The 26057-nt window shown below is 66.4% G+C and carries 13 protein-coding genes and 1 tRNA gene; 11 read left to right on the top strand and 3 right to left on the bottom strand.

Annotated elements, in window-relative coordinates; genetic code table 11:
• Window positions 1–656: 656 nt before the first annotated feature.
• Together JS541_RS01660 and JS541_RS01655 are read left to right on the top strand one after the other, a co-directional pair.
• Window positions 657–1679 carry a biotin--acetyl-CoA-carboxylase ligase gene (locus JS541_RS01660; RefSeq protein ID WP_214372592.1) on the top strand — a complete coding sequence of 341 codons (1023 nt, stop codon included), beginning with the start codon at window positions 657–659 and terminating at the stop codon, window positions 1677–1679.
• A gap of 161 nt (window positions 1680–1840) precedes the next feature.
• Window positions 1841–2920 (top strand): biotin--[acetyl-CoA-carboxylase] ligase, encoded by a 1080-nt coding sequence (locus JS541_RS01655; protein ID WP_214372590.1) that lies wholly within the window; start codon window positions 1841–1843, stop codon window positions 2918–2920.
• A gap of 123 nt (window positions 2921–3043) precedes the next feature.
• Here the strand turns inward: JS541_RS01655 and JS541_RS01650 are convergent, their stop codons facing one another.
• The gene (locus JS541_RS01650; RefSeq protein WP_214372588.1) at window positions 3044–3739 is read right to left on the bottom strand and encodes a biotin transporter BioY; all 696 of its coding nucleotides are present in this window, start codon (window positions 3737–3739) and stop codon (window positions 3044–3046) included.
• Window positions 3740–3954: 215 nt separating this feature from the next.
• Here JS541_RS01650 and JS541_RS01645 point away from each other — a divergent pair, with 215 nt between their 5' ends.
• The 9 genes from JS541_RS01645 (at window position 3955) to JS541_RS01605 (ending at window position 24994) form a co-directional block, all read left to right on the top strand.
• Window positions 3955–5907 carry a biotin carboxylase N-terminal domain-containing protein gene (locus JS541_RS01645; RefSeq protein WP_214372586.1) on the top strand — a complete coding sequence of 651 codons (1953 nt, stop codon included), beginning with the start codon at window positions 3955–3957 and terminating at the stop codon, window positions 5905–5907.
• Window positions 5904–7604, top strand: coding sequence for an acyl-CoA carboxylase subunit beta (locus JS541_RS01640; protein WP_214372585.1), 1701 nt, complete (start codon window positions 5904–5906; stop codon window positions 7602–7604). Before JS541_RS01645 ends, JS541_RS01640 begins: the two co-directional genes overlap by 4 nt.
• A 50-nt stretch (window positions 7605–7654) precedes the next feature.
• Window positions 7655–17803, top strand: a complete 10149-nt coding sequence (locus JS541_RS01635; RefSeq protein ID WP_214372583.1) for a type I polyketide synthase — start codon at window positions 7655–7657, stop codon at window positions 17801–17803.
• A 248-nt stretch (window positions 17804–18051) separates the two neighbouring features.
• Window positions 18052–18486, top strand: a complete 435-nt coding sequence (locus JS541_RS01630; RefSeq protein WP_214372582.1) for a holo-ACP synthase — start codon at window positions 18052–18054, stop codon at window positions 18484–18486.
• Window positions 18487–18659: 173 nt separating this feature from the next.
• Entirely contained in the window at window positions 18660–20507 is a 1848-nt protein-coding gene (locus tag JS541_RS01625) for an alpha-amylase family protein (protein WP_214372581.1), read from the top strand.
• 71 nt (window positions 20508–20578) lie between these two features.
• Window positions 20579–20649 (top strand) — tRNA-Gly (locus JS541_RS01620).
• Between the two features lie 116 nt (window positions 20650–20765).
• Window positions 20766–21527: a hypothetical protein gene (locus JS541_RS01615; protein ID WP_217625303.1), complete on the top strand. Its 762-nt coding sequence runs from the start codon at window positions 20766–20768 to the stop codon at window positions 21525–21527.
• Between the two features lie 133 nt (window positions 21528–21660).
• The gene (rpsO, locus tag JS541_RS01610) at window positions 21661–21930 is read left to right on the top strand and encodes a 30S ribosomal protein S15 (protein WP_214372580.1); all 270 of its coding nucleotides are present in this window, start codon (window positions 21661–21663) and stop codon (window positions 21928–21930) included.
• A gap of 352 nt (window positions 21931–22282) precedes the next feature.
• Entirely contained in the window at window positions 22283–24994 is a 2712-nt protein-coding gene (locus tag JS541_RS01605) for a polyribonucleotide nucleotidyltransferase (protein WP_214372579.1), read from the top strand.
• A 180-nt stretch (window positions 24995–25174) separates the two neighbouring features.
• Here the strand turns inward: JS541_RS01605 and JS541_RS01600 are convergent, their stop codons facing one another.
• Window positions 25175–25492, bottom strand: coding sequence for a hypothetical protein (locus tag JS541_RS01600; protein ID WP_214372578.1), 318 nt, complete (start codon window positions 25490–25492; stop codon window positions 25175–25177).
• Between the two features lie 2 nt (window positions 25493–25494).
• Window positions 25495–25812 (bottom strand): hypothetical protein, encoded by a 318-nt coding sequence (locus JS541_RS01595; RefSeq protein ID WP_214372577.1) that lies wholly within the window; start codon window positions 25810–25812, stop codon window positions 25495–25497.
• Between the last annotated feature and the right edge of the window lie 245 nt (window positions 25813–26057).

Genomic DNA, 26057 nt, shown 5'->3' with positions numbered 1-26057 from the left:
ATGCCATTCTATGAGGCGAGGTGCCGTGACGGTCTCTCCTCCAGGGCATACTGCCTCTCTTCCCGGGCATACTGCCGTTTCGGGCTTCGGGAACGGCAGTAAGCCCGGGAGGAAAGGTGCCCGTTCCCGGGCTTACTGCCGTTTGGGAGGCCAGTACCGGCCGTATGCCCGGGAGAGTGGCTGGGCTGAGTGGTTGTTTTCGTTTTTTCGGGGGTTTCCTTCCCGGGCTTACGCCCGGTTGGCGGGGTGAAACCGGCCGTAAGCCCGGGAGAGTGGCTGGTTTAGGTGGTTGTTTCCGTTTGGGGGCTTCCTTCCCGGGCTTGCGCCCGTTTGAGAGGGCGGAACCGGCCGTAAGCCCGGGAGAGTGGCTGGGCTGGGTGCCGCGTTCCTCGGTCTTTGGGCGCCGGCTTCCCGGGCATACTGCCGTTTTGGGCGTCAGGAACGGCCGTATGCCCGGGAGGGGATGGGCCGGTGGGTGTTGTTCCTGGGCTTACTGCCGTTTGAGGGGCCGGTACCGGCCGTATGCCCGGGAAGGGGCTGCCGTATGTTCCGGTATGCCCGGAGGTGTTGACGGATCGACGGTGTTCGTCCATATCTCGAGCTGGCGCGATTTCCGCGTTTTGACGTGCGAACGGTTGCGGCGTAGGGTGATTCCCATGATTTCCATGACGAAAGCCGCAGCGCCGCGGCTCCCGCAGACCGAACAGGTGGCCGACGAGGTCGTTGCCGAAGCCCAGATGGAGTCGACGCATGCGTTGGCGCGCCGCATGGTCGAGCGGGGCAAGATCGCCCTCGAATCGCCGAACGGCATTCCGATCACCGTGATCGCCGCCGATCGGCTGTCCAGTGCGTTGGTGCGGTTCGGCAGACCGTGGGTGAATCAGCCCGGCCGCTCGTTCACGATGACGTTCGTGACGGTGATTCCCGAGTCGGTGGCCGATGACGAGGTGGTCAACGGCTGGCTGCAAATGATTGCAGGGCTTGCGGCGCTCGACGCGCTCGAAGGCGCGATCGACGACGCCGGCGCGCGCCCGTTCAATCCCGACTGCGGATTCCAGATCAAATGGCCGAACGACATCTATTGCCACGGGCTGAAGATCGGCGCCACCGCGACCGAAGTACTGCCGCTGCCGGCACCCGCGCCGGCCGTGGGGAGTGCCTCGGCTGACGGCACGTCCGATAGAAGTGCGTCTGATGGGGGCGCGCCCGATGATGGTGCCGCATCGATCGGTGGAGGCGCTGCGCCCGGCAATGCCGCATCTGATGACGCCGCAGTCATCGCCGAACCGCGGATGGCCGTCGTCTTCAGCGTCGGCCTCAATCTGGATATGCCGGCCGCCAGCCTGCCCACCGCGCAGGCCACATCGCTGCAGATGCACGTCGGCCCGCTGCCTCCCGTGATGCAACTGCGCGACATGATCGCCGCGCGGCTGGTCGAATCGCTGCGTTCGCGGCTGACGACGTTCGTGGCCATGCCGCTCATCCAGGCGAGCCGCCTGCGTTCGGAGATGCGCCACGTGTGCTGGATGATGGGTCGCACGGTGCATGCGCAGCTCATCGACGGCACGGCGGTGCGCGGCGAGGTGCTCGCGCTCAACGACGACGCGTCGCTGAGCATCCGTACCACCGACGGTGACGTCCGCGCCCTGTTGTCCAGCGAAGTCAGCCTCCTCGACTGAACGGCTGCCCTGCGCGAAACCCGCGCGAATCGGTTCGAAACGTCCGGCAGTTCGGAACGCCCGTCCCGGAACGTCCGGTGTGCGCACGGCGGGACGCATGATACGCCCGCGCTGCCGCGATGTGTGTGTTGTTGAAGCCGCGGCGGACGTATGCTGGGTACGTGACTGAGATTGATGGTGCGGTGAGATCGGCCGTGGTCCGGGCGACCGTGCGGATGCCGCGTACGGTCGCGGCGGTTGCGCCCGGCGCGGTGCTGCTGTTCGATGAGATCGGATCGACGAATACGTTCGCACGCGAGGCGCTTGCCGACGGGCGTCTGACGGCTGGATGTGACAGGGCGGATGACGGCGCGACTGATGGCAGGCAAGCCGTCGGAGTGATCGCGGCGGTCGCGACGGATACGCAGACTGCCGGCCGCGGGCGGCTCGATCATACGTGGGTCAGCAAGGCGGGGGAGTCGTTCACGGTGTCGTTCGTGACGCGCGTGCCGCGAACGATTGCAACGAACGCGCAGATCAACGGATGGCTGCAAATGATCGCAGGACTGAGCGCACGCGACGCGCTGCGTGAAGTCGTGCGCAGCTGCGAGCCGATTGCCGTGACCGATGACGGACGCATGGTCGACGCCGATCGCGCGGCCGGATGTGGCGCGGGTTGCGATAACGCGTCTGAGACCGCCGGCCGCGCTGACGAATACGGCACGGAGGCTGCCGGGTGGTCCGATGTCGGCGCGTCGCGGTCGGGCGGCCTGTTCGACTTCCAACTCAAATGGCCGAACGACATCTTCTGCGATGGCAGAAAACTGGGCGGCATCCTCGCGGAGATGGTGATATTGCCGGACGATCCGCAGTCCGTGGGCGTCGTGTTCGGCGTCGGACTGAACCTTGCGGTGCCGGCTGATCGGCTGCCGACGGAGCAGGCCACGTCGCTGCAGCTGCATTATCGAATCGACGATGATACGGACGGACTGCGCGACGCGATCGCCGCGCGCATTGCATCGTCGCTGCAATCGCGGCTGCGCACGTTTGCTGATGATCCGAACGGCAGCGCGGCGACGTTGCTCGAGGAGACGCGGGACTGCTGCTGGACGCTCGGCAGGCAGGTCGAGGCGCATTTCACGGACGGCTCGACGTTGCGCGGGGCCGCACTTGCGCTGAATCCCGACGCATCGCTCACGATTCGCGACGCAGACGGCAACGCCCACATCGTGCACACGGCCGATGTGGGCGTACTGGCGTGAATGATATGCGGGGTGTGGAGATTTCTCCGCTCGCTTCGTTCGGTCGAAATGACAGTGACGTGGTGTTGCGTTTGGTTGGAATGACGGTGACTTCAGCTAAACGCAACACCGGAAAGCTGCGATTCAGCGCTTGAAGCGGGCGACGCCGGCGATGACGAGCGAGGCGACGGCGGCCTTGACGAGGTCGCCCGCCACGAAGCCCATCGACGCGAGTGCGACCGTGCCGAACGGCATGCCGGTGATCGCGGACTGGACCGTGAAGCCGAACAGATAATCCAGCACGATGCAGCCGATCACGGCGGCCGCGAAGTAGCGTGCCACGGTCAGTGCGGTGCGCGCGAAGCGGGATGCGGAGGTGCCGTCACCGTTGCCGACCAGCCCGGACACGTGCGCCGCGCCGAGCAGATCGGCGCTCGACGCCGCATGCCGCACCGAACCCTTGAGCAGCGCGGTCACGATCGCGGCCGGCAGGAATTCGATCAGGAATCCGGCGCTCGGACCGACCAGCGCCGCGGTGGACGCGCCGCCCGCGAACACCGGCAGACCGGCCGCTCCCGCGGCCAGATACAGCGCGATCGCCGCGCCGGCCTGACACCAGCTCATCGTGAGCGCCGCGACCATCACCACGAAGGTCTGCAGCGTGATCGGCACCGGCGTGCCCGGAATCGGGATGCGTCCGGCCATCGTCGCCAGCGCGAGCAGCACGGCGAACACGATCGGTTTGGCGACGGCGCCGATCAGTGTGCGTCGGTTGGCGGCGGCCGGTGTGGCGGCGACGGATGCCGCGGCGGATGATGTGGTTTCGGTGAGATCGGTCATGTGCATTCCCCTTCGTGAACGTGACCGCATTCGCGGTCGAGATCCCCAAAGAAACAGGTGAAACGCTGACGAAAAACGCGTTCTCGTCAACATTGATTCGGTATCGTACGCCGTGATCTGATGGTTACGTTTGTGTAGGCATACAAAACAGTCGTCGTATTTTTGTCGGATCGTCGGTGCCGTCAATACAGGTCACAGGTCTATCTTTTGACGCTATGACTGGAACTGTCAAAAAATTACTGATCGCGAACCGAGGTGAGATCGCCCTGCGCGTCGTGCGCACCGCACGCGAAATGGGCATCGCCACGGTCGCCGTGTACGCGGAGCAGGACCGCGAGGCCCCGTACGTCGACATGGCCGACGAGGCGTACCTGCTGCCCGGCGACACGTACAAGGACACGTATCTCAACGAGGACCTGCTCATCGACGTGCTCCACCGCTCCGGCGCGAACGCGGTGCATCCCGGCTATGGATTCCTCTCCGAAGTCGCCTCGTTCGCCGCCAAGGTCATCCAGGTCGGCGCGATCTGGGTCGGCCCGGCCCCGGAGGCGCTCACCGACCTCGGCGACAAGATCACCGCCCGCCGCGTCGCCACGCGAGCCAAGGTCCCGCCCGTCCCCGGACTCAACGAATCGGTGTCCGACATCCGCGCGCTGTACGACTTCGCACACACGCACGGCTATCCGATCATGATGAAGCGCACGGACGGCGGCGGCGGACGCGGCATCACCATCGTGCGCAGCGACGACGAACTGCGCGGCTTTTACCTGAACCACGACGCGATGCAGGGCGGCGATCTCGACGAATACTTCGTCGAACGGTTCATCGACAAGGGCCGCCATGTCGAAACGCAGTGCGGCCGCGACTGCCACGGCGACTTCGCCGTCTACTCGACGCGCGACTGCAGCGTGCAGCGCCGCAACCAGAAGCTCATCGAGGAGGCCCCCGCGCCGTTCCTGCCCCGGGGCGTGCACGAACAGCTCGAAACCTACTCGCGCCGCCTGTTCGAGGCGGTCGGCTACGTCGGACTCGGCACCTGCGAGTTTATGCTCACCGACACCGGCAAGGTGTACTTCCTCGAGGTCAACCCGCGCCTGCAGGTCGAACACACCGTCAGCGAGCAGGTGTGCGGGCTGGACCTGGTGCGCGAGCAGATCACAATCGCGGACGGAGGTTCGCTCACCGAACCTCCCGCGCTGCGCGGGCACAGTTTCGAACTGCGCATCACCTGCGAGGATCCGGCGAAGAACCTCACGCCGAGCTCGGGCACGCTCACCGAGTTGCACTGGCCGTCCGGCCCCGGCATCCGCATCGATTCGGGCGTGGTGGAAGGCGACACGATCTCGCCGAAGTTCGATTCGATGATGGGCAAGCTGGTCGTCACCGCGCAGGATCGCGCGTCGGCCGTCGCTCGAGTTCGTCGCTCGTTGGGGGAGTTGCGAATCGAGGGCGTGCCGACGCCGGTCAGCCTGTTCGAGCAGGTGTTCCGCGACGACGAGTTCACGGCCGAACACGGGCACGCGTTCGACGTGAGCACGAAGTGGCTGGAACGCAAGTATCTCAACCGCGAGGCGAGTGCGGCGAAGGCCGGTCAGCCGGCCTCGCTGAGCGCGGCGACCGCAGGTTCGGCTGGCGCGGCTGGTGCAGCTGGTGCGGCCGCGCAGAACGAAGCGAAGCCGACGCCGACCGAAACGTTCGTGATCGAGATGAACGACAAGCGCGTGAAACTGACCGTGCCGCTCGACATCGTCGAGAACATCACCGGTTCGGCGCGCGCCCGCGGCGCGCAGCGGCCGACGCAGCCGTTGCGCGGTGCCGGACTGCACCGGACGGAATCCGCGCAGCAGAAGACCGCCGACCGGCCGGGCGTGATCTCCGCGCCGATGCAGGCGGTCGTCACGCGCATCAACGTGGCCGAAGGCCAGCATGTCGCCAAGGGTGATCTGTTGGTCGTGCTCGAGTCGATGAAGATGGAGAACTACGTGTACGCGCCGGCGGCCGGCACGGTCACGAAGATCTTCGTCGGACCGGCGACCGGCGTTGAGGCGGGGGAGACGCTCGTCACGCTGGACGTGGACGGTGCGGCGGGCAAGCCGAAGACTGACGGCAAGTCCGACGACGGTGCCGAAGTGAAGTCCGATACGCAACGGAAGGGGGACGCGCAATGACCGACATCATGCAGTCGCCGGCCGTGAAACAGTACATGAAACAGTCTGCTGCAACGACTGCGAACGATGGCGCGGATGCGCACGTTGGCAGTGCGATCGCCGGTGTCGCGACGAACGGTACCGGCAGCTCGGCGAGTGTGCCCGTCGTAGACCATCAGCCGATCCGCGCGGCCGTCGCCCGCGCCGCCGAACTCGCGCGCGACGCCGAGGCGCACGCCCGCGAACGCCAGCACGTCAAGGGCAAAAACACGGCCCGCGAACGGCTCGATCTGCTGCTCGACACCGGCAGTTTCGAGGAGATCGGCCGGTTCGCCGGCGGCGACATCAACGGCGGCAAGGCCGGCGCGGCCGTCATCACCGGATTCGGCGACGTGTACGGCCGCAAGATCGCCGTCTACGCGCAGGACTTCTCGGTGCGCGGCGGCACGCTGGGCCGCGCGGAAGGCGAGAAGATCTGCCGGCTCATGGACAAGGCGCTCGAACTGAAGGTGCCGATCGTCGCGCTCATCGACTCCGGCGGTGCGCGCATCCAGGAAGGCGTCGCGGCCCTGACCGAATACGGGCACATCTTCCGCCGCACCTGCAAGGCGAGCGGCTTCGTGCCGCAGATCTCCATCATCTTGGGGCCCTGCGCGGGCGGCGCGGTCTACTGTCCGGCCCTGACGGACCTGATCATCATGACCCGCGAACATTCGAACATGTTCGTGACCGGACCGGACGTGGTCAAGGCCGCGACCGGCGAGGTCATCAGCATGGACGATCTCGGCGGCGGCCTCGTGCACAACCGCGTCTCCGGCGTCGCGCACTATCTGGGCGAGGATGAGGCGGACGCGATCGATTACGCGCGCACCGTGCTCGCCTATCTGCCGTCGAGTTCCGACAGCCAGCCGCCGACGTACGCGTACGCCGTCACCCGGGCCGAACGTGATACCGCGCAACGGCTCGCGACGATCGTGCCCGACAACGACCGGCAGCCGTACGACATGCTCGACGTGATCCGCTGCATCGTCGACTACGGCGAGTTCGTGCAGGTGCAGGAACTGTTCGCCGGTTCCGCGATCGTCGGATTCGCATGCATCGAAGGGCATCCGGTCGGCGTGGTCGCGAGCCAGCCGAACGTGAACGCGGGCATCCTCGACGTCGACTCGTCGGAGAAGGTCGCGCGGTTCGTGCGGCTGTGCGACGCGTTCAACCTGCCGGTCATCACGCTCGTGGACACGCCGGGATACAAGCCGGGCGCCGAACAGGAGCACGCGGGCATCATCCGGCGCGGCGCGAAGGTGATCTACGCGTACGGCAACGCACAGGTGCCGATGGTCACGGTCGTGCTGCGCAAGGCGTTCGGCGGCGCGTACATCGTGATGGGATCCAAGGCGATCGGCGCGGACATGAACTTCGCGTGGCCGAGCTCGCAGATCGCGGTGCTCGGAGCCACCGGCGCGGTCAACATCATCCACCGCAAGGATCTGCAAAAGGCGAAGGAGTCCGGGCGCGACGTGGACGCGTTGCGAGCGCAGCTCGTCGCCGACTACCAGCGGACGACCGTCAACGCGAACCTGTCGCTCGAAACCGGGCAGATCGACGCGATGATCGACCCCGAACAGACGCGGCAGGCGATCGCCGAATCGCTGCGACTGCTCGCCGGCAAACGACGGACGCGCGCCACAAGCAAGCACCACGGCAACCAACCGCTCTGATTTCGCAGACTTTCTGAACACGACCAATCAACCTATGTAAAGGAACTTTCATGACCACATTCTTTCTGAACAAGCTGGCGGGCGAGCCGCATGCGCTCGCGTTCGCCGGTCAGTCCGCGCCGTGGACGGCCGCGCTGAACGAACAGACCGTCGATCCGACGCTGAACGCCTCGCTGCACGACCACGCGGCCGTCGCCGACGCGATGCTCGCGCTGGTCGCCGCCGATCTGCTCGCCACCACCGGCCAGTCGCTCGACGTGTTCGCCGTCGCCGCGGCGAACGCGAATTCGGCCAAGCTCGGTGCCGCGGCCGACGCGTCCGTCTCCGTGCCCGGCATCGCGCTCAGCCAGCTCGGCGCGTTGATCGACGCGGCCGCGCTCGGCTACGACGTCGCCACCGCCAAGCCGCTCGCCGTGCTCGGCCACTCGCAGGGCATCCTCGCCGTGCACATGGTGCGCGCGATCCGCGAAGCCGGTTCGATCGACGCGGCCGCGGCCGACATCGACGAGATCCTCGCCATCGCCAAGCTCATCGGCATCGCCGGCACGCGCCGCGCCCGCGAACTCGCGCTCGTGCCGCGTCTCGCATCGGCCGGTGCGGCTTCCGACTCCGGCCCGGCCACGCCGATGCTGTCGGTCAAGGACGCGACGCGCGCGCAGGTCGACGCGCTCATCGCCCGCGTCGAACAGAACCCGGCCGTGCGCGGCCCGATCGCCGTGGCCGTCACCAACTCCGCGAACCATGTCGTGCTGTCCGGCTACCCGCAGGACCTCGCCGCGTTCGCGCTCGCTGCCGAGAAGGAACACAAGAAGCAGGCCAAGCTGCGTGCCGACAAGGTGCGCGGCGGCCGCGTGTTCGACCCGACGCTCGAATACCTCGACGTGACGCTGCCGTTCCACAGCCCGCTCATGGCCGACGCGGTCGAACAGACCGTCGCGTGGGCGTCCGCGTGCGGCCTGAACGCCGATCACGCGCGTGAACTCGCCGCCGAAGTGCTGCTCAACCATGTGGACTGGGCCGCGCGTGTTCGTGAAGCGCTTGAGGCCACCGATCCGGCGCGGTTGTGGATCGTCGACTTCGGCCCCGGCACGACCGTGGGCAAGCTCATCACCACCGTCGCGCAGGGCACCGGCGTGGGCGTGGTCGAAGCCGGCACCGCCGCCGACCGCACCGCGCTCTCCACGCTGGAGAGCGAGCCGGCCCGCACGCAGGACTGGCGAACGTTTGCACCCGTGGTGCTGCACACGCCGGCCGGTGACAAGGTTCGCACCAGGTTTTCTGAACTCACCGGCAAGGCTCCGGTGCTGCTCGCCGGCATGACCCCGACCACCGTCGACCCCGAGATCGTCGCGGCCGCGGCCAACGCCGGATACTGGGCCGAACTCGCGGGCGGCGGCCAGGTGACCGCCGACGTGTTCGACCGTCACGTCGCCAAGCTCGAGGAACTGCTCGAGGAAGGCCGCACGGTCGAATTCAACGCGATGTTCATGGACCGCTACCTGTGGAACCTGCAATTCGGCGGCACGCGCATCGTGCCGAAGAAGCGCGCGTCCGGCGCACCGATCGACGGCGTGGTCGTCTCCGCCGGCATCCCCGAACTCGACGAGGCCGTCTCGCTCATCCACGACCTCAACGCCGACGGCTTCCCGTACGTGTGCTTCAAGCCCGGCACCGTCGACCAGATCCGCCAGGTGATCCGCATCGCCAAGGCCGTCGCCCCGGCCAAGATCATCATGGAGGTCGAAGGCGGACTCGCCGGCGGCCACCACAGCTGGGAGTCGCTCGACGACCTGCTGCTGACCACGTATGCACAGGTGCGCGAACAGAGCAACCTCGTGCTCGTCGCGGGCGGCGGCATCGGCACACCGGAACGCGGCGCCGACTACATCTGTGGCGACTGGGCGCTCGCGTACGGCCGGCCGAAGATGCCGGTGGACGGCGTGCTCGTCGGCACCGCCGCCATGACCGCCAAGGAGGCGCACACCAGCCCGCAAGTCAAGCGCATGCTCGTCGCTACGCCCGGCATCACGGCGGACGCCGCGGCCGACGCCGACCCGTTCGCCCCGCTCGGCGAACGCTGGGTCCCCAGCGGCAAGGACGTCGGCGGCATGACCTCGGGTCTGAGCCACCTGCACGCCGACATCTACGAGGTCGAGAACTCGTCCGCTGCGTGCGGCCGTCTGCTCGTGCGCGTCATGAAGCACCCCGAGGAGCTTGAGTCGCGCCGCAGCGAGATCATCGCCGCGCTTGACAAGACCGCCAAGCCGTACTTCGGCGATCTCGAAACCATGACCTACCTCGAGTGGGCGCAGCGGTTCGCCGAGCTCGCGTTCCCGTGGGTCGACCCGACGTACGCCGACCGTTTCCTGCACCTGCTGCAGCGCATCGAGGCGCGCGTGAGCGACGTTGACCACGGCGAGATCACGTCGCTGTTCGCATCCCGGGCCGACGTCGAATCCGACCCGGCCGCCGCGATCGCGAAGCTCGCCGCCGCGTATCCGCAGGCGCGCACGCTGACCGTCGTGCCAGCCGACGCCGCGTGGTTCCCGGTGCTCGTGCGCGAGTATCCGAAGCCGATGCCGTTCGTGCCGGTGATCGACCACGACCTGCTGCGCTGGTGGGGCCAGGATCAGCTGTGGCAGTCCGAAGACGCCCGGTATTCCGCCGATTCGGTACGTGTGATCCCGGGGCCGATCTCCGTGGCAGGCATCACGAGCGTGAACGAGCCGATCGCCGACATCCTCGGCCGGTTCGAATCCGCGATGGTCGACCGCGTGGCCGGCGAGTCGGCGGCCGATGACGGTCGCGACGATGCCGATCGCGCGGTGACAGCGTTCGCACAGCTGGGAAGCGCGGACAGCGCCGAGGCATACGTTCGCAAGGCCCCGAACATCTCGTGGGTCGGCCATCTCATGACCAACCCCGCATACGGCACCGCGGTCGGCGACCGTGACTACGAGATCACCAAGGTTGGGGAGCGCGACGGCGCGACTCTGCTCGATCTCGACATCCACCTCGACACGTACTGGGATCACGATCCGGACGGCGGTCTGTCCAAGCACGCCGTGCGCGACATCGTGATTCCGCTCAACGTGCGCCCGGCCGAATCCGGTCTGCTGCCGGTCGTCGACCGCGAACGTTTGCCCCAACACGTCTACGCGATGCTCGCCGCCACCGCCGGCATCGGCAACACCGCCATCACCGGCGACCGGCTCGATGCGATGCCCTCCATCCAGGCGCCTGCTGAAGTGTCCTTGGCCCCCTCGGCTGAGGGGGCTGTCGGCGAAGCTGACTGGGGGAGCGTCGCACCTGACGACGCATCTCGAGCGCCATTCGGCGAAGCGCATGCGCACTACACCCTTTCGGCCAACCTCGGCTTCGACCATGAGGCTGCGACCGCGGGCCAGCTGCCGCAGGATCTCGTCTCCTCCCGCATCGCGCCCGACGCGCTCGTCGGCCCGGCATGGCCAGCGATCTACGCGGCGCTCGGCTCGGTCATGGTCGACGGCTTCCCGATCATCGAGGGACTGCTCAACGCCGTCCATCTCGACCATCTCATCGAACTCGACGTCACCGAATCCGAACTGCTGGGGCACGTCGGCGAAACGATCAGCCTCACGTCGTGGGCCGAACCGTACGCCGAATCGGCCTCGGGTCGCGTCGTGACCATCCACGTCATCCACACCGCCGCCGACGGCACAGCGCTCGCGCACGAGACCGAGCGGTTCGCGATCCGCGGCCGTGCGTACTCCGACGCGCTGCCGGCGCCGGCGCCCGACAACGGCGATTGGCCGGCGATTCGTACGACTGCAAGTAATGCACACGCTGGCACGGCTGACAACGGTGGCATTGCCGATGCGGATCGCTTCGAGATCGCGCCGACGTCTCGCAGGGTGCTTCGCCGCGTCACCGTCACCGCGCCGAGCGACATGACGGCGTTCGCCCGCACCTCCGGCGACTTCAACCCGATCCACACCTCCGTGCGCGGCGCGCGCATCTCCGGTCTCAAGGCCCCGCTCGTGCACGGCATGTGGCTGTCCGCAGTCGCCCAGCACGTCGCACAGGCGACCGATATCAAGGGCGCGCACTACGAGATCGCCGGCTGGACGTACAACATGTACGGCATGGTCCAGCTGGGTGACCGCGTCGAAATCGCCGTCGAACGCGTCGGCAAAGTGCGTCACGGCGGCCTCGCGCTCGAGGTCACCTGCAAGATCGACGGTGCGCTTGTTTCACGTGGAACAGCCGTGACCCGTGCGCCGATCAGCGCGTTCGTCTACCCCGGCCAGGGCATCCAGAAGCAGGGCATGGTGCTCGACGAGCGTGCCAAGTCCGCCGCCGCCCGCGACGTGTGGGAGCGTGCCGACAGGCTTACCCGGTCCAAGCTCGGCTTCTCGATCCTGGGCCTCGTGCGCGATAACCCGAAGGAACTCACCGCCAACGGCGTCACCTACCGTCACCCCGACGGGCTGCTCAACCTCACGCAGTTCACGCAGGTCGCGCTCGCGACCGTCGCGTTCGCCCAGACCGCGCGTCTGCGCGAGGCCGGCGCGGACATCTGGCCGTCGTACTTCGCCGGCCACTCGCTCGGCGAATACAACGCGCTGAGCTCGTTCGCCGGCGTCATCCCGCTCGAGACCGTGCTTGAACTCGTGTTCCACCGCGGCTCGACCATGCACCACCTGATCGACCGCGACGCGCAGGGCCGCTCGAACTACCGCATGGGCGCGCTGCGTCCGAACCAGTTCGGCGTGGGCGACGACGGCGTGCGCGAGTACGTCGAGTCGGTCGCCAAGGCGAGCGGCGAATTCCTCGAGATCGTCAACTACAACCTCGCCGGCCAGCAGTACGCGATCGCCGGCACTATCGCCGGACTCAAGGCGCTGCAGGCCGACGCCAGCCGCCGCGCGAAGGAATACGGCGGCAAGCCGCCGTTCATGCTCGTGCCCGGCATCGACGTGCCGTTCCACTCCACGCTGCTTCGCAAGGGCGTGCCGGAGTTCCGCGACAAGCTCGACGCGCTGCTGCCCGCCTACATCGACTACCGCGGACGCCTGGTCGGCCGCTACATTCCGAACCTCGTGGCCGTGCCGTTCGAAATGACCCGCGCATTCGCGGCGACGATCCTCGAAGTCGTGCCGTCCGAGCGCATCAAGGCCGCGCTCGACGATCCGGCCGTGTGGGATTCCTATGCCGCTGACGACCAGAAGCTCGGCCGACTGCTGCTCACCGAGCTGCTCAGCTGGCAGTTCGCCTCGCCGGTACGCTGGATCGAAACGCAGGCGCTGATGTTCGGTGACCGTGCGGCCGGCGGACTCGGCGTGGAGGAGTACGTCGAGGTCGGCCTTGGCAACGCGCCGACGCTCGCCAACCTCGGCACGAAGACGCTGCGCCTGCCGCAGTTCGCCGACCGTGCCGTGGCCGTGTACAACGTCGGCCGCGACGAGGGACGCGTGTACATGACCGACACCGATTCGCTCGCGCCGGAGGTTGATGACGTTCAAGAGCAGGCGGTAGCCTCGGCTCCCTCGGCTGAGGGAGCTGGCACGCGAAGCGTGACTGAGGGAGCGTCCACGGCGCAAGCCGCCAACAACAACGCGACCGAAGGCCGTCCCTCTTCCGCCGTCGCAGCTTCGTCGAGCGTTTCAGCTTCTACGCTCCCTCAGTCTGCTGCGCAGACAGCTCCCTCAGCCGAGGGAGCCAAGGAATCCTCCAGTGCCGTGAGCGAGCTTGGCTCCGCACCGAGCGGCCCTGTCAGCGACCTCCCCTTCAAGGCATCCGACGCGATCGGCGTGCTCATGGCGTACTCCGCCAAGGTGCGTCTCGACCAGATCGGCGCATCCGACACCACCGACACGCTCACCAATGGCGTCTCCTCCCGCCGTAACCAGCTGCTCATGGACATCAGCTCCGAACTCGGCGTGGCCAGCGTCGACGGCGCGGCCGAGGCGACGCTCACGCAGCTTGCGCAGATCGTCAACAAGGCCGCCCCGAACTACAAGCCGTTCGGCGCGGTGCTCTCCGACATCATCCGAGACCGTCTGCGCTCTCTGTTCGGCGCGGCCGGCGTCAAGCCGTCGCATATCCGCGACCGCGTGACCGGCGCGTGGCAGCTCGGTGAAGGCTGGGTGGCCGCGACCACCGCGGCGTTGCTGCTCGACACCCGCGAGGGCGTCAGCTCGCGCGGCGGCGATCTCGCGAAGCTGCCGACCGGTGCCGTCGCGAACGCGGCCGCCGCCGATCAGCTCATCGATGACGCGGTCGCATTGGTCGGCCAGACCAAGGGCGTGGCCGTCTCCAAGCCGTCCGCCGGCGGTGCCGCGGGCGGTGCGGTGGTCGATTCCGCCGCACTCGACGCGTTCGCCGCGAAGGTGACCGGCGAGAACGGCGTGCTCGCCACCGCCGCTCGTACAGTGCTCAACCAACTCGGTATCAGCGCACCGGCCGTCGACTTCGATGCCGACGAAGCCGCACGCAACGCGGCCGTGGTCGCGACCGTCACCGCCGAACTCGGCTCCGACTGGCCGCAACAGGTGAGCCCGCGCTTCGACGCGAACAAGGCGATCCTGTTCGACGACCGCTGGGCGTCCGCCCGCGAGGACCTCGCCCGCGCGTTCTACGACAACAACCCGGCGCTGCTCGCCGGCAGCTTCCGCGGCCTCGGCAAGCCCGTCGCCGACGAAGCCCGCTGGTTCGCAGAGCGTGTTGATGCGGTGGCTTCTACGCTCCCTCAGTCAGCCCTGCGGGCTGCCAGCTCCCTCAGCCGAGGGAGCCAGGATGCCTCGGCTCCCTCGGCTGAGGGAGCTGGCAGCCGAAGGCTGACTGAGGGAGCGTACACTCGATCCGTCCAAGAAACCGCTTTCGCTTTGAAGACCGCGTTCGAGCGCATCGCGACGGAAGCGCTCGAACCCGCGTCTGACGACCCGGCCGCATCCCGCTTCGCGGGCGACATCGCCGTGGTCACCGGCGTCGCTCCCAACTCGATCGCCGCGCAGGTCGTCGCAGGTCTGCTCGCCGGCGGCGCGACCGTCATCGCCACGTCGCACAGCTTCAAGCCGTCCGTCAAGGCGTGGGCGAAGCTCACGTACCGCACTCATGCAACTGGTGACGCGAAGCTCTGGCTCGTCCCCGCGAACCTGTCCAGCTACCGCGACGTCGACGCTCTCGTCGACTGGATCGGCAACGAACAGAAGAAGACGAGCGGTGCGACCACCACGGTCTTGAAGCCCGCGTACGAGCCGACCCTGTTCTTCCCGTTCGCCGCACCGCCGGTGCGCGGCACGATGGCCGACTCCGGCGAACTGTTCGAATCGCAGGCGCGCCTCATGCTGTGGGGCGTCGAACGCGCGATCGCCGGACTCGCGAAGATCGGCGCGGACACCGACGTGCAGCACAGGATGCACGTCGTGCTGCCCGGCTCGCCCAACCGCGGCGTGTTCGGCGGCGACGGCGCGTACGGCGAGGTCAAGTCCGCGTTCGACGCGATCGTGCGTCGTGCACATGCCGAACGCGTGTGGTCCGATCGCGTGACGTTCGCCCATCCGAAGATCGGCTGGGTGCGCGGCACCGGACTCATGGGCGGCAACGATCCGCTCGTCGCCGTCGTCGAAAAGCACGGCATCCGTACGTACTCGACCGCGGAAATCGCGGATAGACTGCTCGATCTGTGCACCGCGGAATCGCGCGCGGCCGCGGCAGTCGCGCCGCTCGACGTCGATCTGACCGGCGGACTCGGTGATCAGCCGCTCGACATCCGCGCGTTGCGCGCGGAAGCGGAGGCGGATGCGGTTCAGCGGCAGGCGGTAGCCTTGGCTCCCTCGGCTGAGGGCCGAACCGTGAAGCAAACGCCGGCGGCGTTTGTAGGCGAGGTGCGAGCGACAGCGAGCCGACTGGACGCGGCCGTAGGCCGACCGCAATTGCGGGACGCTGGCACGCGAAGCGTGACTGAGGGAGCGTCTGTGGCGGCAGCCGCCAACAACAACGCGACCGAAGGTCGATCCTCTTCCGCTGTCGCAGCTTCGTCGAGCGTTTCAGTTTCTACGCTCCCTCAGTCTGCTGCGCAGACAGCTCCCTCAGCCGAGGGAGCCGAGAATCCTGCCGGAATGACGCTCAAAGCATTGCCTACGCCGAACGTGCCCGCTCAGCCGGCCGTCGACCTGGCCGATTGGTCGACCGTCACCGCGCGTCCGGAAGACGAGGTCGTGATCGTCTCCATCGGCGAACTCGGCCCGTGGGGCTCCGGCCGCACCCGCGCCGAAGCCGAACTCGGCATCCACTCCGACGGCACCGTCGACCTGTCCGCCGGCGCGGTCCTCGAACTCGCGTGGAACATGGGACTGCTCACCTGGCAGGACAGCCCGAAGCCCGGCTGGTACGACACCGACGGCAACCTCGTGCCCGAGGAGGACATCCACGACCGCTATCACGACGAGGTCGTGGCGCGCTCCGGCATCCGCCCGTTCGAGGACGGCATGGGCGACGACTACCGTTCGTCCGACGGCGGCCGCCACGGTAACGACGAGGAGGAGGCCGAGGTCTACCTCGACCACGACGTCACCTTCTCGGTGCCGACCGAGGATGCCGCCCGCGAATACGTCGCGCTCGACCCGGACCACACCACCATCGCCCGTGACAGCGAATCCGGCGAGTGGAACGTGACCCGTACGGCCGGCTCGATGATCCGCGTGCCGCGCCGCGCCACCATGACCCGCACGGTCGGCGGCCAGTTCCCGACCGGATTCGACCCGGTCAAGTGGGGCATCCCCGCCTCGATGGTCGGCGACGTCGACAAGATCGCGCTATGGAACATCGTCACCACCGTGGACGCGTACCTGTCCGCCGGATTCACGCCGGTCGAGATCCTGCAGGCCATCCACCCGTCGATGGTGGCGAGCACGCAGGGCACCAGCTTTGGTGGCATGATGTCGATGCGCAAGCTGTACCTCGACCGCTTCCTCAACCACGAGATCCCGACCGACATCCTGCAGGAGGCGCTGCCGAACGTCGTCGCCGCGCACGTCATGCAGTCGTACATCGGCGGCTACGGCAGCATGGTCCAGCCCGTCTCCGCCTGCGCCACCGCCGCGGTCTCGCTTGAGGAGGGCTTCGACAAGATCAAGCTCGGCAAGGCCGACTTCGTGGTCACCGGTGCGATCGACGACATCGGCGTGGAATCCGTGATCGGCTTCGGCAACATGAACGCCACCGCGAACTCCGCCGAAATGTACGGCAAGGGCATCGACGCGCGGTTCTTCTCCCGCGCGAACGACCGTCGCCGCGGCGGCTTCGTCGAGTCCCAGGGCGGCGGCACGATCCTGCTCACGCGCGGCGACATCGCGGCGCGGCTCGGACTGCCGGTCGCGGGCGTCGTCGGCTACGTGCACTCGTTCGCGGACGGCGCGCACACGTCGATCCCGGCCCCCGGACTCGGCGCGCTCGCGGCCGGTCGCGGCGGTCGCGACTCGCAGCTCGTGCGCGACCTGGCGGCGCTCGGCGTCACGCCGGACGACATCGCCGTGGTCTCCAAGCACGACACGTCCACCAACGCGAACGATCCGAACGAATCCGAACTGCACAACACACTGGCGCACGCGATCGGCCGCACCGACGGCAACCCGCTGTTCGTCATCTCGCAGAAGTCGCTCACCGGCCATGCGAAGGGCGGCGCGTGCGTGTTCCAGATCAACGGGCTCACGCAGCTGTTCCGCACCGGCGTGATTCCGGCGAACGCGGCGCTCGACTGCGTGGATCCGAAGCTGGCGCGCGACGACCACATGGTATGGCTGCGCACGCCGCTGCGGATCGGTGCCGGTGCTGGTTCGGCCGCGACTGGTTCGGCTGCCGTTGGACGTACGATCAAGGCCGGTCTGGCGACATCGCTCGGCTTCGGGCATGTGTCCGGATTCGTGGCGATCGTGAACCCGGGCGCGTTCGAGGCTGCCGTCGCGCATGTGGACGGCGAGGACGCGCTGGATGCGTGGCGTGATCGCGCGAACGCGCGACTGGCCGCCGGTCAGCGTCGCCTCGAGGAAGGCATGATGGGCCACGCCGCGCTCTATGAGCCGATCGAGGAGCGTCGCTTCCGCAAGGACGGCACGCGTCTGCCCGACGGCACGCGCTACGACGCCCACGAGGTCGAAAAGGCCATGCTGCTGGATAATGACGCCCGCCTCGGCAAGTCCGGCTTCTTCGAAGCCTGACTCACCGCGTGACGGGTCTCTGGGAAGTGCCTATCGGCTGGTCGGTAGTTGAGATGCTCCGCTGAGGAGCACCTTGGTGGTCCTCACCATCCGGTGACTAGACGATATGCACCTCCTAGCTCGCTGAGCGGCGCATATCTTCTTCATAGACGGTATGCGCCGCTCAGGTGCATCTCAACGGTGCATACCATCTATTTGATAGTAGGAGTGCACCGTGCCATGCGGTGCGAGACGCGGGAGGTTGCCGAATGCTGGGATTGGGGCACGACGTGGTGGATGTAGCCGCTTTCGCGGCGCAGCTGGCCGAACCGGGCTCGCGGATGCGCGGCCTGTTCTCCGCCCGCGAGCTGCGCCAGGCCGCGGCCCGTGCCCAAGCCAAGCACGACGGGGAGGCGGTGCATCTGGCCGCCAAATGGGCCGGCAAGGAGTCGGTTCTCAAGGCGTGGTGCGAGGCGCTGGGGGAGCGCCCCTACCCGTTCACGCTGGACGACCTCCCGTGGCGCGAGATCGAGATCCTTGACGACTCGCGCGGCGTCCCGCACGTGGTGCTCTCCGGCACGGTCACATCGGCGTTCCTCACATCGCTGCCCGCCGATGATACGCATCATCAGTCCGCCGCCCACTGGCATATCTCCCTGTCCCACGATGGCCCCGTCGCATCCGCCGTCACGATCCTTGACTGATTCCGCGACCGTCTTGCGGAATGCCTGAATCAAGATGAACAGGATTCGAGCAAGACGCGTGTCGAATCGGTTCGATGTCGAACCGGTTTGACATAATCGACTGCGAGCACAGCACAGGACTGGCGCACCTGATCGCGAAGCCGGTCCACCGTTAGGAACGAGGGAGTTTCACCATGACCGCAACCGCGAAGCACGCCACCCCGGATGCCATCTTCCAGGTCCGTTTCGATCGTCACCGCGACGAACTCGAGCGCCTCTTCATGAGCCTGTACCACGACGCCGACGCCTTCAACGAACTCGTCACCGCCATGACCGACGCGGCCGCCGCCCGCCCGAAGGACCTGCGCGAGCTGGACGTCAGGCGCGAGGAAGACCCCGAATGGTACAAGCGCGGCGACATGTTCGGCATGACCATGTACACCGACCTGTTCGCCGGCGACCTCAAGAAGCTCGCGAACAAGATCGACTATCTCAAGGAACAGAAGCTCACCTACCTGCATCTCATGCCGCTGCTGCAGATGCCACACCCGAACAACGACGGCGGTTACGCGGTCGAGGACTTCGACAACGTCGACCCGGCCCTCGGCACCAACGAGGATCTCGCGAACCTCACCAAGAAGCTGCGCAAGGCCGGCATCAGCCTGTGCCTCGACTTCGTGATGAACCACACCGCGTCCACGCACCGCTGGGCCAAGGCCGCGCAGGCCGGCGACCCGGAGTATCAGGACTACTACTTCTGCTACGACGACCGCACCATCCCCGACCAGTACGACGCCGTCGTGCCACAGGTCTTTCCTGGCTCCGCGCCCGGCAACTTCACGTGGAACGAGCAGATGCACAAGTGGGTCATGACCCAGTTCTATCCGTTCCAGTGGGACCTCAACTACCGCAACCCGAAGGTGCTCGTCGCGATGATGAGCAGCGTGATGCACCTCGCCAACCTCGGCGTCGAAGTGTTCCGCATCGACGCGGTGCCCTACATCTGGAAGGAGTTCGGCACCAACTGCCGGAACCTCCCCACCGTGCACACCATCGTGCGCATCCTGCGCATCATCCTCGAATGCGTGTGCCCGGCCGTGGTGCTCAAGGGCGAGGTCGTCATGGCCCCGAAGGAGCTCGCCGCGTACTTCGGCACGCCCGAGGCCCCCGAGTGCCACATGCTGTACAACGTGTCGATCATGGTGAACCTGTGGAGCGCGCTCGCCAGCCAGGACACGCGTCTGCTCAAGGCGCAGATCGACAAGCTCAACGCCCTGCCGGAGAACTGCTGGTTCGTCAACTACCTGCGCTGCCACGACGACATCGGCTGGGGCCTCGACGAGGACGTGGAGAAGGAGCTCGGCATCGACCCGCTTAAGCACAAGGAGTTCCTGTACCACTTCTACGAGGGCGCGGTGCCGGGCAGCTGGTCGATGGGCGAACTGTACAACTACGACGAGGCGACCCGCGACGCCCGCAGCTGCGGCACCACCGCGAGCCTCACCGGCATCGAGAAGGCGATCATCACGCACGACAAGCCGTCGCTGGAGCGCGGCGTGGAGCGCGACCTGCTCATGCACCGCGCGATGGCGTTCCTGCGCGGCTTCCCGATGCTCAACTGCGGCGACGAGATCGCGCAGCTCAACGGTTGGGATTACAAGGACGATCCGGACCGCATCGAGGACAGCCGCAACCTGCACCGCAGCAAGTTCGATTGGGACAAGGCCGCGCTGCGCAACACGCCCGGCACGCTCCAGAACGAGCTGTGGGAGGGCATGGAGAGCCTGCGCGAGATGCGCGACGATCCGTGCTTCGCGCCGGATGCGTGGGTGTCGACTTGGGATACGTTTAACGACGCGGTGCTCGCAGTCGTGCGCAAGGTGGACGGTGACGAGAAGACCGGTGAGGGTGAGCGCGTGATCGTCGGCTTGTTCAACTTCTCCGGATATCCGCAGCATGTGCACCTCAACGGTTCGCAGGGCATCATGAATGCGATGGACGCCGATCTCGAGCCGTACGAGGCGAAGATCGTCGTGCGATAGACGATTTCGTCGGGTCGAGTTGCCGCTTTCGCCGATGTGTGTATAATGGCACAAGTCGCCGAAAGCGGCACGCGGATGTAGCTCAATGGTAGAGCCTCAGTCTTCCAAACTGATTACGCGGGTTCGATTCCCGTCATCCGCTCCGGTCGAGAAGGTCGGGAATCCAAGCGTGGCAAGGATTCCCGACCTTTTTGTTGCGCGTGCCGCGTACAGTGGTCACGCAGGACGCAGCAGGACATTCAAGGCAAAGGCGGTCGCATGGCAGGGTTGACGAGATCGACGAACGTGACGGATGCCGAACAGAGTGAGATCGCCACGGCCAAGTCAGCTGCGCCGGCCTCCGCAACCGAGCCGAACGAGTCGAACGAGGCGACCGAAATCGTCGACGGCAAGGTCGAGGAGGTCAGCGTCTCGCGCCATCCCACGCCGTCCATTCCCGAGTCCGACCTGTCGCTGGCCGACATCGAACGCCGCCGCTCGCATCCCGCGCAGTGGGCCGCGTACGTCGTGGCCGTCATGGCCGCGATCATCGCGCCGTACTGGCTGGGTCGCATGCTCGCTGCCCGGCATACCGACTGGCTGGTTGCGCACATGAGCGCGTTCGACCCGCGCGGACTCGCGTTCCTCTCGTGGACGGTCACGCTGGTTGCGCTGACCGGTCTTGGCATGGCGATCGTCGAGTCGCGTACGTGGCTGTGGCGCATCGTGTTCGTGATCGGACTGGCCGCCGAGCAGTTCGTCGCCGGACTGAGTTTGCTCAAGATCAACTTCTGGTATTCGACGTACGTGGTGTACGGCGAGGCGGCGCCGTTGGCGAACGCAACGAACCTCGGCATCATCGCGGCCGGGTTCGGCATGGCCGCCTACGCGGTGGTGTGGGTCGGCCTGCTGATCGCGATCCGCAAGGAGTCTCCGCTCAACGTGCTCACGCGCAGCTGGGCGTCGTTCATCCTGTTCTTCGTGATCGAGGCGGCATCGCTGCTCGTCGTGATGTTCGGCGGACTGCTCACCGCGGTGTGACGGCTCGGGCCGCGGGGTCTTTCGCCAAGTCCGCACCGCCACGTACACTATCCCCTTGGCGTGTTTCGCCCGCGGATTGAGAGCGCACCGGCAGAAGGCCGGGTGCACCGCGCAGCAACATAAGGAGGATTCCGTGGCACTTACGACGGAAGAAAAGCAGGAAATCATCGCCAAGTTCGCTACCCACGAAGGTGACACGGGTTCGCCGGAGGTTCAGGTCGCGCTGCTGAGCAAGCGCATCGCCGACCTGACCGAGCACCTCAAGGAGCACAAGCACGATCACCACTCCCGTCGTGGTCTGCTGCTCATGGTCGGTGACCGTCGTCGTCTGCTTGACTACCTCAAGCGCGTCGACATCAACCGTTACCGCGCCCTGATCGAGAAGCTGGGTCTGCGCCGATAACAACTTTTGCGCCCGGGCACTTGTGCTCGGGCGCTTTTGCGTGGTATTGCAAGGCACGATACGGCCGAGTGGCCGGGTGCGGTTGTCCGAGGGTGAAACGCAACATATAACTAAGTCTGGAATCTGACAGAGGAACGGCGCGGGGGAGTCCCGCGCACCGAACACGAATGAGGACGGACGGCAGACGTCGGGAGGAAGAGACGCGCGACGGACCGTCCACGATCGGCAGACAGCGTACGCAAGTACGCACGCATGGCAGAGGAATGGCTTGGCCGAACGGATGGCATGACAGCCATGGCAGCAGGTTCGGCACAGCAGTAGGAAAATAACAGAAGACAAAAGGAGGAACCCTATGGAGGGTCCCGAAATCAAGGCCGTTGAGGCCGTTATCGACAATGGATCGTTCGGCAAGCGCACGCTGCGCTTCGAGACCGGTCGTCTCGCGCAGCAGGCGGACGGCGCGGTGGCCGCCTACCTCGACGACGATTCGATGATCCTGTCCACCACCACCGCCGGTTCCAGCCCGAAGGAGAACTACGACTTCTTCCCGCTGACCGTCGATGTGGAAGAGAAGATGTACGCCGCGGGCAAGATCCCGGGCTCGTTCTTCCGCCGCGAAGGCCGTCCGTCGAGCGAGGCGATTCTCGCCTGCCGCATCATCGACCGTCCGCTGCGTCCGCTGTTCCCGCACACGCTGCGCAACGAGGTGCAGGTCGTCGAGACCGTGCTCGCCATCAACCCGGACGATGCGTACGATGTCATCGCGCTGAACGCGGCCTCCGCGTCCACCATGATCTCCGGTCTGCCGTTCTCCGGCCCGGTGTCCGGTGTCCGTCTGGCTCTCATTGACGGCCAGTGGGTCGCGTTCCCTCGCTGGAGCGAGCGCGAGCGCGCCGTGTTCGAGATCGTGGTCGCTGGCCGCGTGATCGAGAACGGTGACGTCGCGATCGCCATGATCGAGGCCGGCGCCGGCAAGAACGCTTGGCACCTCATCTACGACGAGGGCCAGACCAAGCCGGACGAGACCGTCGTGGCCGGTGGTCTCGAGGCCGCCAAGCCGTTCATCAAGGTCATCTGCGAGGCACAGAACGAGCTCAAGGCCAAGGCCGCGAAGGAGACCCGCGAGTTCCCGCTGTTCCCGGAGTACACCGACGAACTGTACAAGCGCATCGACGAGATCGCGCACGAGGACCTCAACGAGGCGCTGTCCATCGCGGAGAAGCTGCCGCGCCAGGACCGCATCCACGAGATCAAGGAGCACGTGCGCGAGATCCTCGCCAACGAGTTCACCGACATGGACGACGCCGAGAAGGAGAAGGAACTCGGCAACGCGTTCAAGGAGCTGCAGCGCCAGATCGTGCGTCGCCGCATCCTCACTGAGGACTACCGCATCGACGGCCGCGGCCTCAAGGACATCCGTACCCTGTCGGCCGAGGTCGACATCGTGCCGCGTGTCCACGGCTCCGCCCTGTTCCAGCGCGGCGAGACCCAGATCCTGGGCGTCACCACGCTGAACATGCTCAAGATGGAGCAGCAGATCGACGCGCTCTCCGGCCCGCAGACCAAGCGCTACATGCACAACTACGAGATGCCGCCGTACTCCACCGGCGAGACCGGCCGCGTCGGTTCCCCGAAGCGCCGCGAGATCGGCCACGGCGCCCTCGCTGAGAAGGCCCTCGTGCCGGTGCTGCCGAGCCGCGAGGAGTTCCCGTACGCGATCCGTCAGGTCTCTGAGGCCATCGGTTCCAACGGCTCCACCTCGATGGGCTCCGTGTGCGCCTCCACCCTGTCGCTGCTCGCCGCGGGCGTCCCGCTGAAGGCCCCGGTCGCGGGCATCGCGATGGGCCTCGTCTCCGGCGACGTGGACGGCCAGCACATCTACAAGACCCTGACCGACATCCTGGGTGCCGAGGACGCGTTCGGCGACATGGACTTCAAGGTCGCCGGCACCTCCGAGTTCATCACCGCGCTGCAGCTCGACACCAAGCTCGACGGCATCCCGGCCGACATCCTCGCCGGCGCCCTCCAGCAGGCGCACGAGGCCCGCGCCACAATCCTCGACCTCATCAACGAGTGCATCGACGGCCCGGCTGAGATGAGCGAGTTCGCCCCGCGCATCATCACCACCACCGTCCCGGTCGACAAGATCGGCGAGATCATCGGTCCGAAGGGCAAGAACATCAACCAGATCCAGGAGGACACCGGCGCGGAGATCGCCATCGAGGATGACGGTACCGTGTTCATCTCCTCTGAGGGCGGCGAGGCGGCCGAGAAGGCCAAGGCCATCATCGACCAGATCGCCAACCCGCACGTGCCGCAGGCCGGCGAGACGTACAACGGCAAGGTCGTCAAGACCACGTCGTTCGGCGCGTTCGTCAACCTGACCCCGGGCACCGACGGCCTGCTGCACATCTCGCAGATCCGCAACCTCGCCAACGGCGAGCGCATCGACGCGGTCGAGGACGTGCTCAAGGAAGGCGACACCGTCGAGGTCGTCGTGCAGGGCGTGGATGACCGTGGCAAGATCAGCCTTGCGATCCCGGGCTTCGAGGATCAGGAATCCGGCGCCGGCCGTGGTGGCCGCGGCGACCGCGGCGGTGATCGTGACGACCGTCGTCGTGCGCCGCGCCGCGACCGTGACGACCGTCGTTCCGATCGCGACTACGACGACCGTCCGCGCCGCTCACGCCGCGACGATCACGATGACGATTACGATGATCGTCCGCGTCGTCGTCGTTCCGATCGCGACGATTACGATCGTGATGATCGTCGTGACGACCGCCGTGCGGCTCGCGATGACCGCGACGATCGCGATTACGATGATCGTCCGCGTCGCTCTCGTCGTTCCGATCGCGACTACGACGATCGTGATGATCGTCGTGACGACCGTCGTTCGTCCCGTGATGACCGCGATGATCGTCCGCGCCGTTCCTCGCGTCGCGACGACCGCAACCCGCGCTACGCCACCGACGAGAACTACGGCGAGTACCGCGCCGACCGCGTGGAGCGCACCGAGCGCCCGCGCCGCCGCGTGCGTCGCGACTTTGATCCTTTTGAAGACTGATCGTCTTCAAAAGGATCCTTCGCGGCACGCCGCTCACTTCTCGCCTACGGGAAGCCCACTGGGCTTCCCGCTTAACGGCTCAGCGTTCGAGGACTGATCGTTCTCCTATGCTGTGATATCTGATGAAGGGTGTGATCGGGAAATAGTATTTCCCGATCACACCCTTTTTGTTGCCGACTATCAGCGGCTGTATTGCTTGCGTACGGCCTCGCCGCTGATGTTCATGAGTTTGCCGATCACGTTCCACGATGCGCCGCGACGACGCAGCTCATCCACGATGATGCGGGTCTGCCGCCTGTTTTCCTGCTCGAAGACCTTCTTCTGATAGACGAGCCGCTTGAGTCGCGCCCCGGGATTCGGATCGTCGGAGATGTCGGCTGGTTCGGGATACTCCGTCGTCTCCATATCCGTGCTGATTCGTTCGCCGAGCCGCTCATAATATGACCGGTCGAATCGTACTCCGTTATGGTGTTCGTCGGCGTGCGTCTGTGTCTCCATGGTCACCTCCGAGTCGCGTGCCAATACCGTATTTGGTAACTGTAACGGGCCGGCATGGCATGACAGATCATGATTCTGCCGGTATCGGCCCCGTATGGAGCCTCGAAGTAGCCGATCTCGTAGAGTCGGTTGCCTTGCGGATCGGGGTCGACCACCAGGTAGGTCGGCGGGTCTCGATCGGTGTTCGCTCCCACATCCTCACCGTGCGCGTACGCATGCAGTATGACGTCATCCGGAACAGGAGAAACGATGACTCCCCTGATCAGATGCGATTTGCGCGCACTATTGAGAATGATCGGTTGGTCATCAGTATAGTTCATGTCGCAACCTTGGTTGTCGTTGGGCAGGGGTGGACGGTTATCCGAGGCATGGTGATCCTTTCGTCGCGTGGTATCCGATACGACGAAGGTAAGGTGAGGTCTGCGCTGCACGCAATGAAAACCGGGGTATGTGGTCGAACGGTCGGAGTTATCCACATTCGGCGTGGATGACCTTGGGTGGAAAGCGGCCGATGCCGGTGCGGCGTCGGTTCGGATGATGGATGAACGGGACGATTATGAGACGG

This window comes from Bifidobacterium sp. SO1 (assembly GCF_018555335.1).
Taxonomy (GTDB): Bacteria; Actinomycetota; Actinomycetes; order Actinomycetales; family Bifidobacteriaceae; genus Bifidobacterium; species Bifidobacterium simiiventris.
This window is presented reverse-complemented; position numbering and strand designations above follow the sequence as displayed.

Excerpts from the sequence above, each read along its gene's own strand:
- JS541_RS01660 (WP_214372592.1), top strand. The coding sequence starts at position 657 with ATGATTTCCATGACGAAAGCCGCAGCGCCGCGGCTCCCGCAGACCGAA.
- JS541_RS01650 (WP_214372588.1), bottom strand. The coding sequence starts at position 3,739 with ATGACCGATCTCACCGAAACCACATCATCCGCCGCGGCATCCGTCGCC.
- JS541_RS01645 (WP_214372586.1), top strand. The coding sequence starts at position 3,955 with ATGACTGGAACTGTCAAAAAATTACTGATCGCGAACCGAGGTGAGATC.
- JS541_RS01640 (WP_214372585.1), top strand. The coding sequence starts at position 5,904 with ATGACCGACATCATGCAGTCGCCGGCCGTGAAACAGTACATGAAACAG.
- JS541_RS01635 (WP_214372583.1), top strand. The coding sequence starts at position 7,655 with ATGACCACATTCTTTCTGAACAAGCTGGCGGGCGAGCCGCATGCGCTC.
- JS541_RS01630 (WP_214372582.1), top strand. The coding sequence starts at position 18,052 with ATGCTGGGATTGGGGCACGACGTGGTGGATGTAGCCGCTTTCGCGGCG.
- JS541_RS01625 (WP_214372581.1), top strand. The coding sequence starts at position 18,660 with ATGACCGCAACCGCGAAGCACGCCACCCCGGATGCCATCTTCCAGGTC.
- JS541_RS01615 (WP_217625303.1), top strand. The coding sequence starts at position 20,766 with ATGGCAGGGTTGACGAGATCGACGAACGTGACGGATGCCGAACAGAGT.
- JS541_RS01605 (WP_214372579.1), top strand. The coding sequence starts at position 22,283 with ATGGAGGGTCCCGAAATCAAGGCCGTTGAGGCCGTTATCGACAATGGA.
- JS541_RS01600 (WP_214372578.1), bottom strand. The coding sequence starts at position 25,492 with ATGGAGACACAGACGCACGCCGACGAACACCATAACGGAGTACGATTC.
- JS541_RS01595 (WP_214372577.1), bottom strand. The coding sequence starts at position 25,812 with ATGAACTATACTGATGACCAACCGATCATTCTCAATAGTGCGCGCAAA.